Here is a 19,200-nt window from a genome sequence, read left to right on the forward strand (position 1 = left end):
TTGTAACCTTTATTTAATTTGATACGGAATATCGGATTTAATATCCGTTTTAGCCATTTTTTTAGCCTCTATTCCAGAGACTGCCACTTTATCAAACAAGTTGCCGTTGATTCTTACCTTTGTACAACCTATCAGATTGATGGCTGGCCTGGTATTTCTGACAGGTAAAAAATTTGTTAACTCTATCTTATTGTTCGTAAAGTAGAGGCCGCTTGTACTCTGCGCAGACAATATCGGACTATCGTAAACTTTGAACGTATTCCCCTCAATCCTGATGTTTTTATGCACCCAATAATTCGGCACGGCTTCATGGTTTTGAGGATTAATGCTGATTATATAGTTATTAGGGGCAGAATTAAAGCCACATTCTATAAATTGATTATTGCGGATAGTGAGGTCATTTACCGGTCCGGATTCATACCAACCTTCAGCATCATTTTCTATTAAAATCGCATGCATTCCGGTACGGTAGTATACGTTATTTTCAATTAATACCTTACGTCGTGTTGTGATCAGCGTACCACGGGATATGGTACCCTCGAATCTTGAATTTCTTATTGTTACCGATGGTGTCCAGGTCACATTTTCCAGCGCGTCACCTGCTTTTAGCTGTTCAGAAAAAGGCTTCTGCAGCTCAACCAGCATTTCCCTTTCTGAAATTAGTTTGGCCGACTTGATCACCCCTTGTTCAAAAATCTGCAAAGATTTACTATGCAGATATGCGACAGTATCTCCAGGTATAAAAGCATCGAAACCATAACTCTGGTGGTGCATAAACCGCAGCTTCAGGGTAGTTGCCGACACAACCTCAGTTACCCTTAAATGTGTACCGTGTACATTTACCGGATCGTCATGCATTCCATTGAACCTACAGTTATTGATGGTAATCTGACCTTTACATCCTGAAAAGTGCATGCCATCTGCCGAAGAAGCTATCACCCTGCCGCTGCCTTTTTCGGGCTCTACATAAACACTGTCATAGTTTAGGTTTTCTGAAAACTGAGAAACAATTCCCAGGCCATGCATCGAATTCATATGAACGTTTTGCAGCCTGACGTTTTTAGAGCGGTAGTTGAATGCTCCAACATAATCCCTGTAGCGGTCCCTGATGGTTAAAACATCTCCGGGCTGCGCCCGGAATTTTGAAAAATCGCCGGAGAATTTCACTTGAAGCGGCCCCAGTATTTCTGCTTTACTTTTCATAAATGGATCCCATGAGCTATAGAACAGCATCCCTTTATCAGGGCGCACCAATATAGCATGATAATTCCTGGTAATCCATTTCTCACCATACCATTCCAGCTGGCCATTGACAATGGCAAACTTAGAATCGGGGTGCACACTGGCAATTACAGATGTTCCGTTTATTTCCTTGATGGTCATCTCCGACATGCCCGGACGCTCATAACTGACCGAGAGATTTCGAATGGTAATGTTGTCACTGCCATCCATCACCCAGGTGATCATCTTACCATGAAATATAAAAACCGAACCATTACCTTCAATAGTTACATTTTTCATGCCCTTCAAAAACAAGCCTACCTTTTGCTTCTTTACAGGAAACTCTTGTTCGGATGATGTGTTTGATATATAATAGTTCGTTTCCGTTGCCTGATCAGGCCAAAAGTCATACCTGCCTTTTGGAAAATTGACTACTGTATTTTCCTGATCTTTTGCTATCTCAAGGGCCTTTTTAACGCCTTCAGTCGCATCAGCAAAACTATTGGGTACTACACCAAATCTGGTTACATCAATGGTCTGGGCATTTAAGTTCAGGCTCCCGCCTAAAAGCAGGATCATTAAAAATCTTTTCATTTAGCTATATTTAGAATAGTTTGGTATTGAGGCACAGCATCTAATCCCTTAAACATAGTGCCTTTTTCGCTTATTTCTTTTACCAGTGATGGTGCCACTCCTGTAATTTTATTGTTCCAATCCTGGAGGTTTAGTGTGATCTCCCCTCCGTTCATAAATCTTTGAACCGCAATTTGCCAGGTGGTTCCATTGTAAAGGTTATCGGTGATATGCTTTCCGCTCTGCAGCAACAAAGCACTTCCGCCCAGATAATCCACATTTAAAATCAGGTTGGCCACATTAGACGGCAAGGTTTTTGGCAATTGGACTACGGCCTTTTGCTTTTCCGGATAGGTAATAGTTAGTTTAGATGTGTACGGCGCTGTTTTCACCGTGTAGCTGTCGAAGATAGCAGTCTTTCCAGCTTGAGGTTTAAGGCCGGCAAAAGCATTCAGAGACCTTGGGTAAATCTGAACATTAAAGTTTTCACTATATATTTGCTGAAGAGTAATTTTACTGTCTTCTATCATCAAATCGGCATCTGAAATGATCAGTGCTTCCTGGCCTTTCAATTTTAAGCGCCATGCATTTTCTGCCTGTTTACGGCTAAGGAATACCAGTGTTATCGTATTTCCTGTTTTATCTTTTACGATGAGTGTTTTATTATCTACAGCTTTCAGCTGCACCATACCAACTGATTTTTCGGTCGCCCATCCTTCAAAACTTGTGGTCGCTATGCTCCCAGCATCAAAGGCCAGTTGTGGACTCACACCCGGCAATTCCTGAAAGAATATCGTTGTGTGCTTACCGTTCATTAGTCTCGCCAATGGCTGTGCGGTCACATATTTAATCAATGCACCACCCGCTTTCAAATTGAAAGGCAAAGTGGCTGTTGTTTGTCCCTTTAACAGCATTGAGGAGAAAGTTATGGTTTCCTGATCAAGCTTCACTTTTACGCTTACATTCTTGTCAGGCATGTTTTCTCCCATCACCGGCAGCCATGGCTTGCCATTTTTTTCAAAGTATTTGTTATTTGCCGAGTAGATAACTCCTGCCGGGTTTTTACCGCTAAAGGGCAATGCACTTTTTTCCTGAGCTGTCTTTGCTCCGGCATCTATTTCATACACCTGAGCATTTACCAGGTATGCAAAACACATGCAAAGCATTGCTAATTTGAATTTTAGTTTAAACATATTTGTGTATTTTTATTTCTTTACTTAACGTTTTTGGCCTACCAAAAAAGGCATCAATACTTTACAAAAAATTAAATATAAGCCCTTTCCAAATTCAGGACAATGAACAAAATCCGTGTTCTAATGGACAATTTTATTAATAATCAGCAGATAACCTTTGGTCGGATCTATTTCAATAGCATCCTTTAAGCCGAGAGTTCTTGCAGATTGAAAGTTCTCAATTGCCGGACAAATCATTATCTCCTGCGGCTCCCATCCTATCTTCTTCCAATCGATGTTTAACTTTACTGCAGTAGCATTTTTATTCCAACTGGCCACAGCAATCAGCAATTTGTCGTCTTTAATATAGGCAGTCGCCAAAACACCCGGATCACTGGTTCGAACCGGTGTTTGCTCTTCCCAATACCCAACCATTTTAGCATCAGCAATTCCAAATGAATCCCATACTTTCCATATTTCACGCGGATCACAGTTCACACCTTCGGTAAACCAGGGATAACGAACCGTCATTCCATAAACCATTCCTCTCCAGGGATTTCCACCTGCATGCAGCATATCGCCCATCAAGCCATAGGGAATTCCGGATACTTCAACAAGCCAGTTTTCTGGAGGCATTTTGTCATATTGAAAACTCTCCCCAAACCATAACTTATTTATGTAAGGAAAGAACTCCATATACTGGGTGGCCGGGCCTCTGGAAAAACCGGTATTAGAGTGAAGATCCAGGATACAACCCGGCTTCACCATATCCATCACCTTCCTCACCCTTTTCAATAGATCACGGTCAAACGAAACATCATCCAGGTATAAACCATCCAGATCAGTATTCCTGATCATCCATCGCAACCCCTCCACATAGTAATTGTACCACCTGGACTCCCCACTCGTTAAGACAGCTGCATCACAAGCCTCCATTCCATTAATTGGGGTGAACCATTGCGCATTATAATTGGAACCCAAATGTTCCCTCAGCCAGGTATATCCACCACCATTTCCATCAGCCAGCACTTCCGTACCTAAACTGCGTAAAGCCCAGAGTTCTGTCGCTTGATTGCTCAACTCGCGGATGGTATAATAGATCTTAGTTTTCACACCTCTTTTATGCCAATCTGATACAAACCGTTTTATACTATCTACACTACCAAAAGGATAATTAATATATGGATTGATTAGATTGGCATGATGTACATTGATAATTTTAACGCCTGACTCTAAAATGCTCAGGGGCGGTTCGGGCTGATTTCCATTATGATAATACCTGTTTACAAACTGACTTTTTGTATCCAATGGTTTTACCGGCGTAATGAGCATAGCAAATTCAAAATCCAAAGTCTCTCCCGCCTTCATTGTTCTGGTGCCGCTATAAGTCTGTGTATTCACCACATTATCTTTCTCTGAAACATTAAATCCGCCAAGGTTATTGTTATACCAAGCTGGAGGTGCGGCCGGATGGTACAGATTTAATAATGGTCCGCTATAGGATGCTCCACGCATTTCGCAAAACAGACCAGCATCCACATCACCTATCCAGTAGGAATCCTGAGGTCCTTTCCACTTCCAGTCGTAATTATCAGGACACTTAGATCCAGGCAATCCCATTCCCATGAAGTACCTGGCCAATTCTTTTTTGACAGGAACTTGAAGCCGTATGTCATCCAGTTTCGTGTCATGCAAAGGAGCCACACTAATTTTATAGCGCAGATAGCCGTCGGCTTCCATACTCGCCCTACATGTGAGTTTTAGCTTGTCGCTGAGCATCGTACTTTCCCAGGTGACTTTCCCTGGTTCCTTCTTTAAGAACCGGAAATCATGGCGGCTAAAAGTAACCGCCTGATTGTCCATTAAAATATTAAATGTCAATGGTCCGGCGAGCAATGAATTTCCGTTCGCCATAATTTCTGATGGAAGTCCATCTTGTTTTAAAGTAACTTGTCCGCTTGAAGTAGAAATTTTTTGACCTGTGACCTCAAGGCTACGATAGGGCTTAACCACATCATCATTAATTCCCAGTTTAGAATTTAACCACCTCAATCTGGAATGTCTCCAGGATTCATCATCCCCACGGTTTGCCAGCACCTCATTCGTCACATTTATCTTTACATTGATGATTTTAGCAGGTGCATTTTCTGGTTTTACTTTGACCTGGAATTCTTTTAAGCCTGGCTTGGCATCCTTTGGAATATCTAGCCCAATCCATAAAGGCTGCACTTTACCCTTCTTTACATTTACGATCTTTGTAAAGAAGTCTCCTTTGCTATCGTAACCTTCTGTATTGAAACAGGTAGCGGAAAAGGGCGACTTAATGTATTCTATTTTAATATTTTCAAGATCCTGTACTAAGGCAAACACCCCCAATTGGAAGACATAATACTCATTCCGTTGGGCAGTGCCCGTGAACAATGCTGAAGAGCCTTTAGTGACCCATTTATAGGGAATATCATCAAACATTTTGATCGGAAATTTCCGGTCTTCGGGAAACACGAGGTATGGTGAAGCAGATTTTTTCACCAGGTTTTCTACTTCCGATTTCTTTGCCACGATTTCCATTGGAAAAAAGCTATCAAAAGCAGTCCGGGATTGAATCTCAATCACTTTGGCCTGCTCAAGCTTTAATTTGCTGGTGGTTAAATTATTTTTTTCAACCCAATCTTCATTTGGTTCCTTTTCTTTTTTCAAGTAATTACCAGAAAATCCACCATTGCCTTTGCGCCCGCTCCAGGCATAGTAGTAAACAAAATATTTTCCTGCACCACCTGTGGGTTGAAAAACAAAATGTCCTTCTTCAGAGTTTATGTGGATCCGGTATATATTGTCTATTTTATTTCCTTTTTCGTCTGTGATGATAATGGCCTTTTGATCGGCATCCCAATCCCTTCTTCGCCATTCTATTTTTACCTCAGCAGCATCAGTATTTTTGCCGACTGAAATTACAGCCCGATGGTTACCTAATACATCCGGCCAGAGTTGTTTTGAAATCGTATAGCTCATTTCCTGGGCATACGCAGAAATGCCAAAGAGAATATATAAAGCAACGGTTGATATAAATTTCATTTGTGTATGTGTGTAATTTGAGAACGGGAATTGTCAAGCAAAAAAGAGGGTGCAGTAACTACGTGCACCCTCACCAATTTAACTAACTAACCTAAGTTCAGTATTTTTCATAACCTTCTATATCCAGGTTATGGATTAAACGCAGTGACATTTATTGTCCAGGTCCGGGTTGCCCCATTTGCTGCGGTTACAATATATTTCAACGGCTTAGTGCCGTCAGTAGGGTCACCCAATTTTGGCGTTCCATCTGTCGGCGCTATGACAGCCGCAGTAGATAGGTTCATATAAAACCACAACTTGTTTTGTGCCACTTTAGCTCTCTCTGCAGTTGTGAACTGGCCAGTAGCAGCTGGAACAGTAATCTGAACATTAATCGTCGAGGTTGTTTTATCTACCTGCTGTGCCAACGTTAATTTTTGATAAATAACAACAGGCTGCCCATTTGTCGAAGTCCCTGCAAATCTATGTTCAACGTTTACCAGCGTAATTTCATTCGCATCAAAGGCCGGATATTCAGGTAAATCCTTTTTTAAACAGGATGAACATAAAACCGAAATCATTAGGCCTAACAAGGCAATTTTATTTATTAAAGTCTTTTTCATATTCTAAAATTTACGTTTTACCATCCTGGGTTTTGAGGTCCAAAAGCTGGATTATTATCCAGATAACTTTGTGCAATCGGGAATAAATAACGTCTGCTTTCATCAAATACCCTAGCGTTATTTACACCTCCAAATCCCCCTGTTACCAGGACAAAAGATTTTCTATCCTTGCTCACATCCATCACACGTATCGATTCAGTTAGTTCAGGGATAGTTTTTCCTGAAGCTAGGCCAGAATTGGCATCACCGCCATACCTACCCCAGCGTAGAAGGCTAAAGTAATAGTCATTTTCCATAACCAGGTCTACGCGGCGTTCACGTTTATAGTCTTTCCAGGCTTCAGCGATCGTCGGCGATATAGCAGCAGGTAAATTTCCATGGACTACACGCGTTTTGTTCAAATTAATCAATGCATTCGCTAGATCACCCTTCAACAAGTATGCTTCAGCCATATTAAGATAAACCCGGCCCAAACGCATAGGAACATAATGGTAATCGGTAGCAACACCAACATAAGGTCTTGGATTTACATTGGTATAAAGTCCCTTTCTCCAGTACATATTACTTAAACTCGCATAATACGCATATCCGTTTGTTTTCATCCAGCGATTTGCATTTCCCCGGATGGTCATGGTCAGGAGCTCCCCATATATTCTATCTGTAGAATCACTCCAAACCGATGCTCTCCATCGGGCATCCCTGTTTTCATTGGCTAAATTCCAGATAGTTTCAGTACTTCCTGATTTTATTTTCCCTGTTTTCATCAAGGCTTCTCCGTTCGCTCTAGGAATCACATCGTGATTGGTTCCTGTGGAAGGAATAGTTACACCCTCATCTACAGCAGCTAGATATTGAGAGGTCTTGTTCCATGGCAGGGCAATCAAAGGGTTGGCTTTGTCTTTTGTAAGGTAGTCATCCACAAAATTCTGCGATGGAAAGTTAGAGCACCATGCCTCAAATACATTCTGGTTATTTAAAAGCGGACTTCCTAAATTTTGAACAACACGTGTATTGTTTAAGTTCGGAACGATTGTCTGCATTGGAGTACCGTCAACGGTTGTGTTGATAGCCAGTCGATAGATTCCAAAGATAATCTCTGGAGAGGTTTTCTTCGTTTCGTTAAACATGCCTCCGTAATCGGCCTCCATGCTATAACCACCCTCAGTAATTACCTTCTGTGCATTGCTGATGACTTTATCCAGAAGAGGGTCGGTCTGACTTATAGCCGCTGCATTAGGATAATTTTTATAAGCAAGTGCCTGCAGGCAAACTTCAGTTAAAAATGCAGCTGCTACATATTTATTAGTTCTACCTGAAATTTTGATAGTTGGCAAATCCACAACAGCATCCTCGAGATCCTTAATGATATAAGCATAAGATTCTGTAGGGTTTGCGGTGGAAGCTAATTTTAACTCATCCTCCGGAGTCAGCACCCGATCTATCCAAACAATCCTGCCAGTACTTCTTGCGATGTTATAGTAAGACATTGCTCTTAAAAATTTACCCTCTGCAATCAATGCTTTTTTATCCGCATCCGATATGCCGGCAGAAGCACCCACTTTTTCGATAATTTGGTTGCATCTTCGTATAGCGGCCCAATTGTTAAACCCATAATCACTTGAACGGGTTACTGCTTCAGTGAAGATTGCGGAAGAATTGTTGTACGTACCATCAAATCCCAGGATATTAGTGGTTCTTGGATCGGTCCCCTCACCCCCGGCATATGAGTTCATGATACTGTAAGTACTGTATATGAAGGTTTCAGCATTAGCTTTTGTACTCCAAACTACATCTTCGCTTATTCTATCAAATGGTTCTGTTTCTAACACTTTTTTACAGGAACTCAGCGCAAATACTGCTGCCAAAATCCCCGAGGTTAGTATAGTATATCTTTTCATTATCTTAGTGTTATTTGATGATTAAAATCCTGCGCTTATGCCAAAAGAGATCGTTCTTTGTACAGGATACCCATAGTTATTAGTCTCAGACTCAGGATCTATAAAATACTTCTGGCTTTTTGCTGATGTCAGCAAATTGGTACCTGATGCAAAGACCCTTAACTGCTGAAAAGCGGATTTCTTCAACAAGCTATGCTTGAAATCGTAGCCCAATTGCAAGTATTTTAATCTCAGGTATTTTGACTGGATTAACCAAAAGTCGCTGATCTGATAATTTTGACTGCCGTTGACACTAGGGGTAGATACTTGTCTTGGAAATAATGCATCTGTGTTGTCAGGCCTCCAGTAGTCCGTTTGAAAATCATAAGTTAACAAAGTTTGTCCGCTTGCACCTTGAACCACATCACCAATATAACGATCCCTGTTTCCTGCTCCCTGAATTACTGTGGTAAAGAAAAATCCTTTATAATCCAAATCCACGGTGATGCCATAATTTGATCTAGGCATTGTATTGGTTCCAATTCTTCTGTTATCACTTCCATTAATTTGTCCGTCCCCATTAGTATCTTGATAGCGTAAGTCACCGGCAGTAACATTATTGGCATTTATAATTCTCGCACCTGAAAGCAACTGGCTATAATCGGTATAGAATCCTGCATTATAATAACCTGTTCTAAGAAAATCATTTGCAACTCCCGAGCCACGGGTAAATGGATTTTGTAAAGTAGCCTGGTCTTCAGTATTACGCTCCGTTAAAGTATTAAACCTGGTAAAGTTCAAGCCCACTTTATAATTTAATTTTCCTACGCTGTTATTCCAACTAAGGTTAAACTCATATCCTTCTTTACGATTCGCACCCTCAGCAAAATTTATAGGAGGCAATCCGATACCTAGAGTTTGCGAGAACTTTGGATCGCCTACCACAAATCCCGTAGTACGCGTGTAATAATACTCAGCACTACCATTTAAATGATTATCTAGGGAAGCAAAGTCGAATCCGAAATTTCGTGATTTGATAGTCTGCCAGGAATAATTCACACTAGGTAATGAACCCGGTTCTGATGTACCCTGTACAGCTTTACCATCGATAACCCAACCAACAGAAGAAATACCATATCCGGGTATATATAAAAATCGTCCAACTCCATCTGAATTTCCGGTAACCCCATAAGAACCCCGAAACTTAAGGTAATCAAAGATGTGTTTGTCTTTAAGCCCTTTCATGAAATTTTCTTCGGAGATAGAATAACCTGCTGAAACAGCATAGAATGTACCCCACTGTTTTCCAGGCACAAACAAATCACTTCCATCTCTGCGTACAGACAATTCAGCTGAATATTTTGACTTATAAGTATAGTTTAACCTTCCGAGATAGGCAGATCTTGCACTTTCGCCTTCGCTGCCACCAACACTTTGGTTTAAAGTCGGTCCTGCTAGCAATTGGTCAAACAGTATTTGGTAAGCAGTACGCTGTCCGCTCAGACTTGAAGAATAAAATTGCTGCTGTTCATACACACCCAAAAAATCAACAGAATGATCACCAAAAGTCTTGTTATAGGTCACATATCCCTGCAACGTAATGCTCTTACCTTCGCCTGAAGAACTGGTTAAGCTCGGTGGATTTGCATAAATGGGTGTGGTACTACCATTAGCATAACTAGGAGCCAGGGCATTCCAGCTTTTCCCTATGCTGTTATACATATTGTAAACGCCATTGAACTTGAATTTCAAACCTTCGAGGAAATGGGCAGCATATTCTACACCAAGATTACCATTAAAAACCCGGCTTAGATTACGGATGTATCCAGATTGTGGATGCAACTCAACAGCAGGATTATCCACTGTATTATTTGAAGGCAGGCCAAACTCATTATAGGCTTGCTGTCTAGGTTGCTTATTTTGAATGTGACTGTATAGATTACCATAACTAACTCCCGGCTGAGAATTGTTTTCAACAAAACCATCCAGATTGGTCGTCACAGTTAAGTTTAGATTATCGAAGTTACTCGTTGTATTTAACCGGTAAGTCGTTCTGCGATTAAAATTCTTATCAGTTCTTAATATTGTACCCTGATCGTAATATGAAACAGAGGCATAGTATTTTGTGACCTTACCACCAGAACTAAGTGATAGGTCGTGTCGCATTTCTGGTGCAAAATCCTTCATGCCCACTTTACGCCAGTCCGTATTTGGATACTTAATCAGATCTGTGCCTAAACGAAACCCTTCAAGATCCTCAGGTTTAGTTGGCGGCTGAATTCCTTCAGCGACGTATACGTCATTGATGGCTTTCAATTGCTCATATGAACTAACTTTTGTAGGGAATAATGTCGGCTGAGAAAATATCTGGTTGTATGAGTAATTGATATTGGTACTTCCTTCGGTACCTTTTTTTGTAGTCACCACAATTACTCCATTTGCTGCTGCAACACCATATAATGCAGTTGCCGCTGCATCCTTCAATACTGAATAGTCTTGTATATCGTTAGGGTTCAAGTTAGAAAAATCATTGGAGGAACGAATGATATTGTCAATCACAAATAAGGGAGTGCCTCCACCACGAATAGAAATAACACTTTTAGTACCTGGAGCTCCACTCGTAGTAGTTACAATTATACCTGCCAATCGGCCCGCTACAGCATCATTAATAGACTGAACTGGCAATGGCGCAACGTTTTTCATATCTAAAGTAGATATTGCACTAGTTGTTTTTCTTTTAGTTGTAGTACCATAAGCCTGCACTACGATTTCATCAAGGTTATTGTTTGATTCCTTAAGTTGAATACGCATTGTGCTTCCAGCAACTGCGGCAACTTCTTGGGTTTCGTAACTCACAAACGAGAATACGAGAATAGCATTATCCGGAACCTTCAGACTGAATTTCCCGGTTCCATCGGTCATTGCGCCAAGGCCTTTTACGCCTTTCACGCTAACACTTACCCCCGGCAATGGCAATCCTGCAGCATCTGTTACAATACCAGTTACAGTAATATCTTTTAATAATTTTCCTTTCGAGGAAATGGTAACCAGGTTATCCCCTTCAATGGCATAAACCAATGAAGTGCCTTCTAAAAGCTGGTCAAGAATATCAGTTATGGGTGCTTTATTTACTTTTACGCTTATCTGTTTATTAAAAGGTCCTTCAGTTGGGCTGTAAACAAAGCGAAATGAGCTTTGTTTTTCTATCAATTTAAGGGCCCTGCTCAGCTCCATGTTCTTCATATCAAAAGACAGCTTCTCTTGCGAAAAAACCTTTGCAGACACATTTAAGCAGGCGATCATCACCATTAAAAATGTTAGTTTCATTGTTAAAATGAGTTTGGAGCGCACTCGATTCCAGGATGGCTCTTTGGTGAAGTAATAATTTATCATACTTTTGTTTTTTTGGTTAGCTTGATTGTGGTATTTACTGTTTGCTACGTGACATACCCGATCACATAAAGAATCAAAAAATCCCGGGGCGGTGTTCCAGCATCGCCCCTTTTTATTTTTTAATCTTTCTATTTGGCTTGGTAGTTATTTAGTAATAATGATTTGTCCTCCTTTCATTTTATATTTAAATGATTTTACTTCCTGAAGGCGTTTAAGAACCTCAAAAATATTTTCTTTGCTGAAAGTGGCCGTATATTGGTAACCGGCAACAGTTTCATCTCCCAATTCTATATCAATACCGTACCACCGCTCAATTATTGGTTGCATTTCCTTCCAGGTGAGTGCATCAAAAACAAGGTTATTTGTTACCCATGCAGTTTCCACGATGTTGGTATCAAGTTTCGTGAGGCGCCCCAACTCTATTTTCGGAAGTTGAGGTGATGCTTTTACACCAGCTATTGATTTTTTCTCATTCTGATAAAACTTCATTTTCTGTCCTGGCCTTAAAGTCAGCGTGTTTTCCTGATCTCCATCAGTACTCTCCACTTTGATTGATCCTTTAACCAGAGAGGCTTCAGAGAATCCTTCCTTTGGATAAGCCTTTAAATTGAATATAGTCCCCAAAACAGTGACTTTAAAATTGTCCGTCAATACCTTGAATGGTTTTTCCTTGTTGTGTGCTACATCAAAATATGCTTCTCCGATTAATTTTACCGATCTGGTTTCTTCATTGAAACCTTCTTCCATTTTGATTTCGCTATCCGAATTAAGATAAACAATCGTTCCATCTGGAAGAACGATTTTCTTTTTACTTCCTAAACCCGTTTCGAATGATTTAGAATAAAGGACAGGCTTTTCGGGCTTATTTACATAATAAAAGAGTCCGGCCATTAGCACTATAAAAAAACAGGCAGCAGCTGCCGCATACCATAAAATATAACGCTTCCGCAATTCTTTCTGAGGCTGCAGCGCTTCATTGATTTTATTAACCTGAACATTCATTGGCGTTATGTTCGCACTCAGAATCTGGTACATGTACCGTGCCTTCTCCACCAGATGAGATTTCGAAGGATTATCAATAACCCATTTTTCCCAAAACTGGATACACCTCTCGTCACTGCCTTCGCAGTATTTCTTGAAGGTGTCATCCATTAAAAAATCCTCTGGTTGTAAATAATCGTTAATCATTCGGCTGCCTTTTATATATCAGTGTCCGAATTGTTTGACTTTTACCGGTGCTTTTTAAAAAAACATTATAAATCGCTAATAATTAGTGAATTAAATATTTTCTAAGCACCTTCAACGCCTCATAAATGGTGTTGTAAGCAGTACGAACGGTCATCTGGCTCAGTCTGGCGACCTCTTCATAGCTCAGTCCTTCAAAAAACCGTAACTGAATAAGTTTCCGCTGCTGAAGACTAAGTTTTTCCAATGCCTGGCTTAATCGTCTCTTCACCAAGTCATCCGACTGGATTTTGACGATGAGCTCCTCATATGGCATTTCAATCAAGTCACCATCTTTTGCAATTGCAGAAATAACCCTGTCTAATTTTTGCTGATGGCTGATCTGCTTTAGAATTTTTCTTTTAAGGATGGTTCTCAAATAAGATTCAACCTGATCCACCCTGGGTAAGAATTCATGCTTTTCCCACAATTCCAGAAAAACCTGATTTAGGGTATCGCTCACAACATCTGGATCTGAACAAACCCTTAGACCAAACACAGAAAGACTTCGATAAAGGCCTTTGTATAGATCCAGAAAAGCTTTCCTATCGCCAGTACACATCGCTTCCCACCACAAGCTATGTATGGTGATGTCATCAACAATAGGAAGATCTTTTTTGTTCATTGGGTGGGCGTCCCGTAATTATTTGGTTACATTAGCAATTATATGAATTATCTGTCAATTAAATATTTATTAATTTAATGTTCTGATAACCTTCAATAAAATTACTGCCATCCTTTAATGCATCATGTACTAAGTAAGGGAAGACTGAAAGTAAAAGTAGATCCAACTCCAAAATCGCTTATTGCAGATATTTCACCTTTGTGCCGCTCAATGATTTCTTTACAAAGGTAAAGGCCGATGCCAAAGCCCGAAATAGAAAACATCTGGCTTCCTTCAACACGGTAATAACGGTCAAAAATATTCGGAAGATCATCGGATTTTATACCCATGCCTCGGTCTTTCACGCTCACATTTACCATTCCTTTGTCTTTAAAGCACGATACCTCAATCGTACTTCCGGCTGTCGAGTATTTAAGGGCATTACTGATCAGGTTGTGGATCACCTGCCCGATCTTATCCCGGTCGGCATTGACCACCATGGGTTCAACAACCGGATTGAAGATCACAATATGGCTCGAAATCGTGGCATTTGTTTCCTCTTCAGCTTCTTCTATAAGCTCAGCAAGATCAAATTCCTGAATCTCCATGTAAATCTTCCCTGATTCAAGCCGGGATACATTTAAGAAGCTATTGATCATAGCCGTCATTTTCCCGACCTGGCTATTTGCTTTTTCCAGCATATCAGTATTGAGATCATTATTTTGCCTGTTTACCTTTATCAGCATTTGTATATAGCCTTTCATCGAAGTCAGGGGCGTTTTTAGTTCGTGACTGGCCATTCCGATAAAGTCATTCTTTCGGATTTCATCGATTTTCTGCTCAGTGATATCCATCACTACGCCGGTAAATGCCGAGAACGCACCGGAGGGATCTGCTTTTAGGTTGCCGATGGCGCGAAGCCACCGCAGACGGTTATCATGCAGACCTATAACCGGATACGTCACATCATAATCGCCGTTGTTGTAAAGTGCATTTTCCAGTTTAGTGGATACAAAATCACGATATTCATCGGTGATCTGTGCAAGCGCCTGTTCTATGGAAAGCTCCTCTTCAGGATAGTATCCGAATAACTCTTTCAACCGGGCATCTGTAATAAATTCCCGCGTTACCGAATGAATGAACCAGGTACCGAAGTTGGCAGCATCAACGGCAAGGCGCAGTGCTATCTCACGTTCTTCAATCTTGTGCCAGGCATCCCTCAGTTGCTGGTTTACGATAGCCAGCTCTTCATTAGTCGCAATAAGCTCTTCATTGGAAGCAGCCTGCTCTTCGTTTGCAGACAATAGCTCCTCATTAATGGCCTGCAATTCTTCACTACTCTGCGCCAGAGTCTGCTCCATTTCCTTGCGGTCAGTAACATCTCTTGTTGTCCCTGCCACCGCTTCCACTTCTCCTGCTTCATTGAATACCGGGATCAGGATATAGTCATAAATCCTATTGCCCAAAACGGCATGAGGAAAGGCGACTTCACCGCGAACAGATTCCTTTGTTGCTACAACATGATCAATTTCGCGTTCGTGCATTGCCGCGTGCCATTCTTCGTAACCATTTTCCCGTAAGCCCTTCCCGATAGCGGTATCCCAGGTCTTACCCCACATGTTCAGCAAGGCACTGTTGGCATAGATAAAGCGATACTGAAGATCCCATACATACATTAGGTCTGGTGTTCCTGAGGCAATTGCTTCATAGACTCTTCGCTGCTGGTCTGCATGTCTCCTGACTTCGCGGAGTTCCTCCTGTATCCGCATCATAGCCTCCTTTTTTCGCTCGGTAACCTGTCTGGTATTTTCCAGCACCCACACAGCAACTTTTTTTACTTTACCTTCCTTATTCTTTACCGGGGCATATACAAAAGTGACAAAGATCATTTCCGGTTTTCCATAACGAATCAGCATGAGCTCTACTTCGTCCGCATAATAGGTCTCACCCGTTGCCACAACTGTAGCCAGGGCCGCCTCGTCATTAGACCGGACTTCTGCAAAAGCGTCCCAGTAGTACTGCCCATAGATGGCGTTGTAAGGTTTGCCGGCAACCTCAAGAAACTTATCATTAACAATTTCTGCTACAAGCGTATCTGCATTTAATATGCAAATACCGATCGGTGCATTAAGTATCGTATAGTTAAAATCTTCTGCATCTGTAAATAGCATAGGCAAACTGATTGATTTACAGAATAACGAATATCTATGGTTTTTGTTTAACAGATAGATATAATATCTCCAAAAGCGTTAAAAATACGCAGGGTATATACCTTACATTTATTCGGAGGCTCAGCAAGCGCCATGCAGGAACCTTCCATGCCCTAAAAAATCACCTTGGACATGAATTATCCTCCCTGCCCCCTATTTTCACCCCCGAAGAATTGAATTGCAGGTCATATAACTTCTTGTAATACCCGTCCAGTTTCAGCAACTGCTGATGGGTACCCATTTCCTTAATCTCGCCTTTATCCAGCACCAATATTTTATCGGCTTTCTGAATGGTCGACAAACGGTGGGCAATGACGATGGAAGTACGTCCTTCCATCAGGTTTTCAATAGCGCGCTGGATCAGCATTTCTGTTTCCGTATCTACAGAGGATGTTGCTTCATCCAGTACCAGAATAGAGGGATTGTAAACCAACGCCCTGATAAAAGAAATGAGTTGCGCTTGTCCGGCAGATAACGTAGCGCCCCTCTCCATTACATTGTACTGATAACCTCCCGGCAATCTTTCAATAAACTCATGAGCTCCAACTTTCTTAGCGGCATCAACCACTTCGTCCATAGTAATCTCAGGATTATTCAATGTAATGTTATTGAATATCGTATCGGAAAAGAGAAATACATCCTGCAAAACTGTTGCGATATTACTCCTCAGGTAATTCAGTTCATAATCCTGTATTTTTATGCCATCCACTTTAATCTCGCCCTTCTGAATCTCATAAAAACGGTTCAGGATATTGATCGTCGATGATTTCCCTGCGCCGGTTGCGCCAACCAATGCAATGGTTTTTCCAGCCTCTACCTCGAAAGAGATGTCCTTCAAAACATAGTTTTCGTCATTATAGGCAAACCATACCTGCTGGAAAGAGATTTGACCTTCCATTTTTACCGGGGTCAGCACACCTTTATTTTCAGTAACCTCATCTGTATCCAGCACTTTAAATACCCTTTCTGCTCCTACCATTCCCATTTGCAGCGTATTGAATTTATCTGCAAGCTCCCTGATCGGCCTGAACAGCATACTGATGAACATAATAAATTCTGTAATGATACCAGGTTGAACAGTTGAATCTTTCAGAATGGTTTTAGCGCCATACCAGATCAGCAAGCCAAGTGACATGGCCGAAATGATCTCAACAACAGGAAAAAATATAGAATAATACCAATTTGAACGGATATTAGCATCACGGTAGCGAGCATTGATATTTACAAACTTTTTATACTCCTGTTTTTCCCTCGCAAAATATTGGATGATAGAAATTCCGGTAATGTGTTCCTGCAAATAGGTATTCAGATTTGAGACTTCGGTACGGATTTCCTGAAAGGCCGACTTAATTGCCTTTTGAAAAACTGAGGTAGCCATGATCAGCAATGGCATGGGGAGCAACACAACGATAGTGAGCGTCCAGTCTCTGTAAATCATGACCCCAATAATTACGATGACCATCAGGATATCACCAATAATCACAATAAGCCCTTCAGAGAAAATCTCAGCAATTGTCTCCAGATCGGATACTGTACGGGTAATCAGCTGGCCAATAGGTGTATTATCGAAGTATTTAAGCCTTAATTTTGTAATGTGATTGAATACGTTGATTCTCAGATCACGGATCGCTGACTGCCCAAGGGTATTGGTGAGCAAGGTATGACTATACTGAAAAACCGTTTGGAGAATCAACAAGACAAACATGAGCACTGTCATATTCAGCAAGCCCTGATAATCTCCTTTAAGAATGTGGTGATCGAGTGTGTATCCAATCAGAATAGGCCGTAGCGGAGCTATTGCTGCCAATAGTATCGTCAATATCACTGACCATATAAAAATGCCCTGATAGGGTTTCACATATTGAAAAACCCGTTTCAATAACCCTACATTAAAAGCATCTCCTGTTATCTTAGACATATTTTATTTTACATATGGATAAACCACATTGACCAGGTATAAACCACAAGCAGGTACCGACTGACCTGCATTGCTACGGTTCTTACTCGCTATGATTTCTTTGAACTGCGCCAGATCTATTTCATTTTTGCCAACCCTTACCAATGTACCCACAATCGCACGCACCATATTTCTTAAAAAACGATCGGCCCTGATGGTAAACAACAGATCTTCTTCTTTAAACTGAAAATGAGCTTCCATTATTTTACAGTTGTTTGTAAAGGTCTGGGTATTTGATTTACTAAAGCAGGAAAAGTCAGTATGATCCAGTAAAACTGTCGCTGCCTCATTCATTGCTTCTATATTTAATTCCCCTTTGAATAACCAGGAGCGCTCAAGCTTAAAAGGATCCTTATGAAAATGGATGTGATAATGATAAGCCCTTTCAGTTGCATCAAACCGGGCATGGGCATCGTTATGTACTTCGAAGACCCGTTTAATGGCGATTTGATATGGCAATAAGGAATTGATACCAGTGATAAACCGTGAGGGATCCGAAGGCCTCAAAGCATTTGGGGTATCAAATTTCAGGTCAAAATGTGCGTAAAACTGAGTAGCATGCACACCGCTGTCTGTACGTCCGCAGCCTAAAGTAGCCAAAGTTTGCCTGAAATAAACAGACAACGCCTTGTCTAGGCATTCCTGTACAGTAATGGCATTGGGCTGTATTTGCCAGCCATGATATGCGGTGCCATTGTATGACAGTTCGATAAAGTAACGTTGTGTATTCAATACTGCAAATTTATCTTTTTATATCGTATATCAGATTGCTTAGTTTAGGCCTTTTAATATCTTTGTTAAAATTATTGAATTGATATGATACAAAGAATACAATCTATATGGCTTCTTCTAGCAGCATTAACCCTGATTTGCCTGTTTTTTACTCCCATAATGAGCAAGAATGTTGACACTACAGAATACAGGCTTTATATAGATGGATACCATCAATCAACCAAGATCGTCGACGGCACGCAGCTTAACGGCACCCAGATAGGAGCTATGACTGTGAACGGTATCGCCATATTGGTTTGTTTGATCAGTATTTTTCAATTCAAAAACCGTCCAATGCAAAAACGTCTCATCATGATCAATATGATCCTGATCATCGTTGCGGCGGCTTTATCGGCTTTAAATGCCTCTTTGCTGCCGGGCGGGATGAATGGGGCTTCTGTTCACATTGGGTCATCTTTATTTGTGCTGGCACTTATATTTTGTATGCTCTCGATCCGGGGAATTAGAAAAGATGAGCAATTATTGAGATCGGCCGACAGGCTCAGATAATTAATTGTCTGATT

12 protein-coding genes are annotated in these 19,200 nt (G+C 41.0%); 1 reads left to right on the forward strand and 11 read right to left on the reverse strand.

The window, feature by feature from the left end:
* Positions 1–9: 9 nt before the first annotated feature.
* From FA047_RS08015 to truA, 11 genes are all read right to left on the reverse strand, one after another.
* A complete protein-coding gene (locus tag FA047_RS08015; protein ID WP_136835462.1) occupies positions 10–1,815 on the reverse strand; it encodes a right-handed parallel beta-helix repeat-containing protein in 1,806 nt (601 codons plus the stop codon).
* A complete protein-coding gene (locus FA047_RS08020; RefSeq protein ID WP_136835463.1) occupies positions 1,812–2,987 on the reverse strand; it encodes a hypothetical protein in 1,176 nt (391 codons plus the stop codon). Before FA047_RS08020 ends, FA047_RS08015 begins: the two co-directional genes overlap by 4 nt.
* A 120-nt stretch (positions 2,988–3,107) precedes the next feature.
* Positions 3,108–6,038 carry a glycoside hydrolase domain-containing protein gene (locus FA047_RS08025; protein WP_136835464.1) on the reverse strand — a complete coding sequence of 977 codons (2,931 nt, stop codon included), beginning with the start codon at positions 6,036–6,038 and terminating at the stop codon, positions 3,108–3,110.
* 128 nt (positions 6,039–6,166) lie between these two features.
* Positions 6,167–6,640 (reverse strand): DUF5018-related domain-containing protein, encoded by a 474-nt coding sequence (locus tag FA047_RS08030; protein ID WP_136835465.1) that lies wholly within the window; start codon positions 6,638–6,640, stop codon positions 6,167–6,169.
* Positions 6,641–6,657: 17 nt separating this feature from the next.
* A complete protein-coding gene (locus tag FA047_RS08035; protein ID WP_136835466.1) occupies positions 6,658–8,538 on the reverse strand; it encodes a RagB/SusD family nutrient uptake outer membrane protein in 1,881 nt (626 codons plus the stop codon).
* A gap of 21 nt (positions 8,539–8,559) precedes the next feature.
* Positions 8,560–11,844, reverse strand: coding sequence for a SusC/RagA family TonB-linked outer membrane protein (locus FA047_RS08040; RefSeq protein ID WP_169304358.1), 3,285 nt, complete (start codon positions 11,842–11,844; stop codon positions 8,560–8,562).
* Positions 11,845–12,054: 210 nt separating this feature from the next.
* Positions 12,055–13,098: a FecR family protein gene (locus FA047_RS08045; RefSeq protein ID WP_136835468.1), complete on the reverse strand. Its 1,044-nt coding sequence runs from the start codon at positions 13,096–13,098 to the stop codon at positions 12,055–12,057.
* An 82-nt stretch (positions 13,099–13,180) separates the two neighbouring features.
* A complete protein-coding gene (locus FA047_RS08050; RefSeq protein ID WP_225872676.1) occupies positions 13,181–13,759 on the reverse strand; it encodes an RNA polymerase sigma factor in 579 nt (192 codons plus the stop codon).
* 122 nt (positions 13,760–13,881) lie between these two features.
* A complete protein-coding gene (locus FA047_RS08055) occupies positions 13,882–15,909 on the reverse strand; it encodes an ATP-binding protein (RefSeq protein ID WP_225872677.1) in 2,028 nt (675 codons plus the stop codon).
* A gap of 160 nt (positions 15,910–16,069) precedes the next feature.
* Entirely contained in the window at positions 16,070–17,866 is a 1,797-nt protein-coding gene (locus FA047_RS08060; protein WP_136835469.1) for an ABC transporter ATP-binding protein, read from the reverse strand.
* A 3-nt stretch (positions 17,867–17,869) separates the two neighbouring features.
* Positions 17,870–18,637: a tRNA pseudouridine(38-40) synthase TruA gene (truA, locus tag FA047_RS08065; protein ID WP_136835470.1), complete on the reverse strand. Its 768-nt coding sequence runs from the start codon at positions 18,635–18,637 to the stop codon at positions 17,870–17,872.
* Positions 18,638–18,721: 84 nt separating this feature from the next.
* Between truA and FA047_RS08070 the strand changes: the two genes are divergently transcribed.
* Positions 18,722–19,186, forward strand: a complete 465-nt coding sequence (locus FA047_RS08070) for a DUF4293 domain-containing protein (protein WP_136835471.1) — start codon at positions 18,722–18,724, stop codon at positions 19,184–19,186.
* Positions 19,187–19,200 lie beyond the last annotated feature (14 nt).

This window comes from Pedobacter frigoris, assembly GCF_005116445.1.
GTDB classification, from domain to species: Bacteria; Bacteroidota; Bacteroidia; order Sphingobacteriales; family Sphingobacteriaceae; genus Pedobacter; species Pedobacter frigoris.

Coding starts and splice junctions, on each gene's coding strand:
- FA047_RS08015 (WP_136835462.1), bottom strand. CDS start 1,815: ATGAAAAGATTTTTAATGATCCTGCTTTTAGGCGGGAGCCTGAACTTA.
- FA047_RS08020 (WP_136835463.1), bottom strand. CDS start 2,987: ATGTTTAAACTAAAATTCAAATTAGCAATGCTTTGCATGTGTTTTGCA.
- FA047_RS08025 (WP_136835464.1), bottom strand. CDS start 6,038: ATGAAATTTATATCAACCGTTGCTTTATATATTCTCTTTGGCATTTCT.
- FA047_RS08030 (WP_136835465.1), bottom strand. CDS start 6,640: ATGAAAAAGACTTTAATAAATAAAATTGCCTTGTTAGGCCTAATGATT.
- FA047_RS08035 (WP_136835466.1), bottom strand. CDS start 8,538: ATGAAAAGATATACTATACTAACCTCGGGGATTTTGGCAGCAGTATTT.
- FA047_RS08040 (WP_169304358.1), bottom strand. CDS start 11,844: ATGAAACTAACATTTTTAATGGTGATGATCGCCTGCTTAAATGTGTCT.
- FA047_RS08045 (WP_136835468.1), bottom strand. CDS start 13,098: ATGATTAACGATTATTTACAACCAGAGGATTTTTTAATGGATGACACC.
- FA047_RS08050 (WP_225872676.1), bottom strand. CDS start 13,759: ATGAACAAAAAAGATCTTCCTATTGTTGATGACATCACCATACATAGC.
- FA047_RS08055 (WP_225872677.1), bottom strand. CDS start 15,909: ATGCTATTTACAGATGCAGAAGATTTTAACTATACGATACTTAATGCA.
- FA047_RS08060 (WP_136835469.1), bottom strand. CDS start 17,866: ATGTCTAAGATAACAGGAGATGCTTTTAATGTAGGGTTATTGAAACGG.
- FA047_RS08070 (WP_136835471.1), top strand. CDS start 18,722: ATGATACAAAGAATACAATCTATATGGCTTCTTCTAGCAGCATTAACC.